The following is a 3,682-nucleotide window of genomic DNA, read 5'->3' as shown; positions in this document are numbered from 1 at the left end:
GCCCCTCATCCGCCTGCCGGCACCTTCTCCCCGTTCACGGGGAGAAGGTGCCGGCAGGCGGATGAGGGGCAGCGCCAACTTCGACGGGTAAAGCTACTCATCGCATTGTGTCAGAAGCGATAACCTTGCAACCTCGGCGCCGCCCCTCATTGCCCTGCCGGGCATTTCTCCCCGTAAACGGGGAGAAAGAAGCTGTGTTGACGCCAATCACGCCTTGCCAGGAACAGTCCTGATCACCGTGCCCCAGGGGTCCTCACGGGTCGTTTCACTCGCCACATTGTCCGAGCGCATTTCGACCCAGGCGAGGCCCGAACGAGACGGGTCGCGGCGACCGGCGCCGGCGCTCTGCCAGGCATTGGCGCCGATGTGGTGGTGGTAATGGCCTGACGACAGGAACACCGCCTGGCCGCCATATTTGGCGACCGTGTCGAAGCCGAATTCCTGGTTCCACCAGGCTTCGGCCTCTTCCGGCCTGCCGACGCGGAGGTGGACGTGGCCGACAATGCTGTTTTCCGGCGCGCCCTGCCAGCCCGCATCGCCGGCCGGCACTTCGGCAACGACAGAAGGAATGTTCATCCGCTCGGTCGCCATGGCGATCTTGTCGCCGCTCCATTTCCAGTCCTGCGGGCGGCGATCGGCATAGATCTCGATGCCATTGCCCTCGGGATCGGTCAGATACAGCGCTTCGCTGACCAGATGATCCGAAGCCCCCTCGATGGCGATCTTGTCTGATATGGCGTGGTTGATCCAACGGCCGAGATCGGCGCGGCTTGGCAGCAGGAAAGCCGTGTGGAAGAGGCCGGCGCTGCGCGGATCGTCCGGCTTGGCGGACGCGTCCGGCTCAAGAACCAGCAGCGGACGGTTGGCAGCGCCGAGCGTGATCGCGCCATCGGCACGGCTCAGTTCCTGCAGGCCGACAACCCGGCGGTAATAGGCTGCGAGGCTTTCGGCATCACGCGCCTTCAGCCCGACCCGGGCGACGCTCACCGGCGTGGTGGCGGCAAATGGCAGTTCGCTCATCATTGTCTCCGTTGCGGCGACGTTTCGCGAAGCTCCCAAAGCCAGGAGCCCGCCGCCACCAATCATTGTACGTCGTGTCAGCACCAAAATCCCGGCCCTCCACGGCTGTTTCTTTCCCCACAGAGATCGTCGATCGCCATCGTTCACACAAGACGGCGAAAAGCGAACATGGTGTTCACCATTGCGTGCAAAGAGCGCAGCCATCAACGGTTGCATGAGACAATCGCGCTCGCTATCTCAGCGCCATGAAAGTCAAAGACGCAGATATCCTGATCATTCCCGGATACACCAATTCCGGACCCGAGCATTGGCAGACCCGCTGGCAATCGAAGCTGTCGACCGCGCGCCGTGTGGAGCAGGCCGAATGGTCGAAGCCGGTGCGCGAGGACTGGACGGCGAGCGTCGCCAAGGCGGTCAACGAGGCCGAGAGACCTGTCGTTCTCGTCGCTCACTCACTGGGAGTGGCCGCGGCCGTACAGGCCATTCCGAAATTTCAGAAGCCGGTCGCCGGCGCCTTCTTCGTGGCACCGCCCGACGTCGCCAATGCCAAGATCAAGCCGAGGCATCTGATGACCTTCGGCCCCTATCCGCGCGAGCCGCTGCCATTTCCCTCCATCGTGATCGCCAGCCGCAACGATCCCTTCTGCCCCTTCGATGTCGCCGAGGACATCGCCGGCGCCTGGGGCTCGCTGTTCATCGACGCCGGCGAGACCGGTCATCTCAGCGAGGATTCAGGCTTTGGCCCGTGGCCCGAGGGATCGATGACCTTCGCCAAGTTCCTGACGGACCTGAAGGCTTAGCGTCCGTGGTCGCGCTGCATCAGGCGCCGATGGAATCCTTGATGCCCTTGAGCAGGGTCTTTGCCCCCAGCGAAATCAGCGCATGCTCGGAGCCCGTGGCGAGCAGGCGGTAGCCCATCGACACGACGCGGCCGGCGATAGCGGGTTCGACGACGTAGATCGCCGCATGCTTGCCGGCCTTGCGGGTGCGCTCGGCAACCGAGGCCACTGTCTCCATCATGCTTTCGAGCGTCGAGTTGACTGTCGCGCCGTTCGACCAGGCGATCGAGAAATCCGATGGGCCGAGGAAGATGCCGTCGATGCCGGGGGTATCCAGTATGCCGTCAAGCGCATCGAGCGCCGCGCGCGTCTCGACCATCGCAAAAGCCATGGTGCGCTGATTGGTGTCGCGCAGCCATTCGGCATAGTCGCCCTTGCCATGACGGGGAAAGGCATAGGTCGGGCCCCACGAGCGCTCTCCGAGCGGCGGATATTTCATGGCGGCGGCGAACAGCTTGGCATCGGCCACCGAGTTGACCATCGGGGCAATGACCGCTTCGGCGCCGAAATCGAGGGCACGGCTGGCCATGTCGAAACGGCCAACAGGGATGCGCACCAGCGCTGGCTTGCCCAGGGCCAGTACCGGCGCCAGGCCGCGCAGGACGCTGTCCTCGTGATGGCCGCCATGCTGCATGTCGAGTGTGACGGCATCGAAGTCCTGCCTGGCGAGGATCTCCACGGTCAAGGCGTCCGGCACGCCAGACCAGGCGGTGACCAGCGTTTCATCTGCGGCAAGACGGGACTTCAGGGACATCTAATCTCTTTCCTTATTGACGTCGCCAGTTTCAGCCGGAAACCGCCGCAAAGGCAAAGAAAAACCGCCCGGATCGGCCGGGCGGTCGATTGGTCCAGTAAGAGGCCGATCAGGTATTCCTGATCTGCTCGATCGCCTGCGCCATCAGTTCGTCCATGGTGCGGCGGATCTGATGATCGGACTGCTCCACGCCTGCAGCGTCGAAATCCTTGCGGATCTTGCGGAACACGTCATGGTCGCCGGCTTCCTCGATGTCGGAAACAACAACTTCCTTGGCGTAGGCGTCGGCGTCGGAACCGGATTTTCCGAGCTTTTCGGCGGCCCACAGACCAAGCGCCTTGTTGCGCCGCGCCGAAGCCTTGAACCGAAGCTCCTCGTCGAATGCAAATTTGCGCTCGAAGCCCTCTTCGCGGTCTTTCATGCTGCTCATGGCGTCCCTCCGGGTCAAATCCGATTCGTTGGCAGGTGAATATGTGTGTTGCCGAAGCACAAACCAAAAGGTCGCGGGCCGGTCAATATGCTTCGTCATATGCTGCGCTGCGGCATTTCAGTCCCGAAAGCGGTTGATTCGAAGGATTTGCCGATTGAGCAAACGATGTGATTGGGATAGACCCGGCATTGAACGTCACCGTCGCCGCGCTAATTCAGGCGGACGGACAGGAAGTGGTCCCTTACCGCCTGCCCGCAAATCCAGAGAAAAATTCAAATGAAAAATCGCCGCCGCATTTATGAAGGCAAGGCCAAGATCCTCTATGAGGGACCCGAGCCGGGCACGCTGATCCAGTTCTTCAAGGACGACGCCACCGCGTTCAACAAGAAGAAGCACGAGGTCATCGACGGCAAAGGCGTGCTCAACAACCGCATTTCCGAATACATTTTCAATCATTTGAACCGCATGGGCATTCCGACCCACTTCATCCGCCGGCTCAACATGCGCGAGCAGCTGATCAAGGAAGTCGAGATCATCCCGCTCGAAGTGGTGGTGCGCAATGTCGCCGCCGGTTCGCTGTCCAAGCGCCTCGGCATCGAGGAAGGCACCGTCCTGCCGCGCTCGATCATCGAATTCTAC

Annotated in this window: 5 protein-coding genes; 2 read left to right on the top strand and 3 right to left on the bottom strand. The window is 62.0% G+C overall.

The features are described from left to right. Positions 1-207: 207 nt before the first annotated feature. A complete protein-coding gene (locus EOA36_RS30610; protein WP_127280661.1) occupies positions 208-1,020 on the bottom strand; it encodes a VOC family protein in 813 nt (270 codons plus the stop codon). 245 nt (positions 1,021-1,265) lie between these two features. On the opposite strand from EOA36_RS30610, the gene EOA36_RS30605 reads away from it, so the two are divergent. Continuing rightward, positions 1,266-1,820, top strand: a complete 555-nt coding sequence (locus tag EOA36_RS30605) for an alpha/beta hydrolase (protein ID WP_127280660.1) — start codon at positions 1,266-1,268, stop codon at positions 1,818-1,820. A 19-nt stretch (positions 1,821-1,839) separates the two neighbouring features. Here EOA36_RS30605 and EOA36_RS30600 read toward each other — a convergent pair whose 3' ends face one another. Both EOA36_RS30600 and EOA36_RS30595 read right to left on the bottom strand, forming a co-directional pair. Further along, complete coding sequence (locus EOA36_RS30600) at positions 1,840-2,613, bottom strand: HpcH/HpaI aldolase/citrate lyase family protein (RefSeq protein ID WP_127280659.1); 774 nt, start codon at positions 2,611-2,613, stop codon at positions 1,840-1,842. A 109-nt stretch (positions 2,614-2,722) separates the two neighbouring features. Then, the gene (locus EOA36_RS30595; RefSeq protein WP_127280658.1) at positions 2,723-3,043 is read right to left on the bottom strand and encodes a DUF1476 domain-containing protein; all 321 of its coding nucleotides are present in this window, start codon (positions 3,041-3,043) and stop codon (positions 2,723-2,725) included. Positions 3,044-3,319: 276 nt separating this feature from the next. Here EOA36_RS30595 and EOA36_RS30590 point away from each other — a divergent pair. Then, a partial coding sequence (locus tag EOA36_RS30590; RefSeq protein WP_281040092.1) for a phosphoribosylaminoimidazolesuccinocarboxamide synthase occupies positions 3,320-3,682 on the top strand: 363 nt, incomplete at its 3' end.

Source organism: Mesorhizobium sp. M8A.F.Ca.ET.021.01.1.1, assembly GCF_003998025.1.
Taxonomy (GTDB): domain Bacteria; phylum Pseudomonadota; class Alphaproteobacteria; order Rhizobiales; family Rhizobiaceae; genus Mesorhizobium.
This window is presented reverse-complemented; position numbering and strand designations above follow the sequence as displayed.

What these genes read in the sequence shown, in the direction of transcription:
- EOA36_RS30610 (WP_127280661.1), bottom strand. Translation starts at nt 1,020, where the DNA reads ATGAGCGAACTGCCATTTGCCGCCACCACGCCGGTGAGCGTCGCCCGG.
- EOA36_RS30605 (WP_127280660.1), top strand. Translation starts at nt 1,266, where the DNA reads ATGAAAGTCAAAGACGCAGATATCCTGATCATTCCCGGATACACCAAT.
- EOA36_RS30600 (WP_127280659.1), bottom strand. Translation starts at nt 2,613, where the DNA reads ATGTCCCTGAAGTCCCGTCTTGCCGCAGATGAAACGCTGGTCACCGCC.
- EOA36_RS30595 (WP_127280658.1), bottom strand. Translation starts at nt 3,043, where the DNA reads ATGAGCAGCATGAAAGACCGCGAAGAGGGCTTCGAGCGCAAATTTGCA.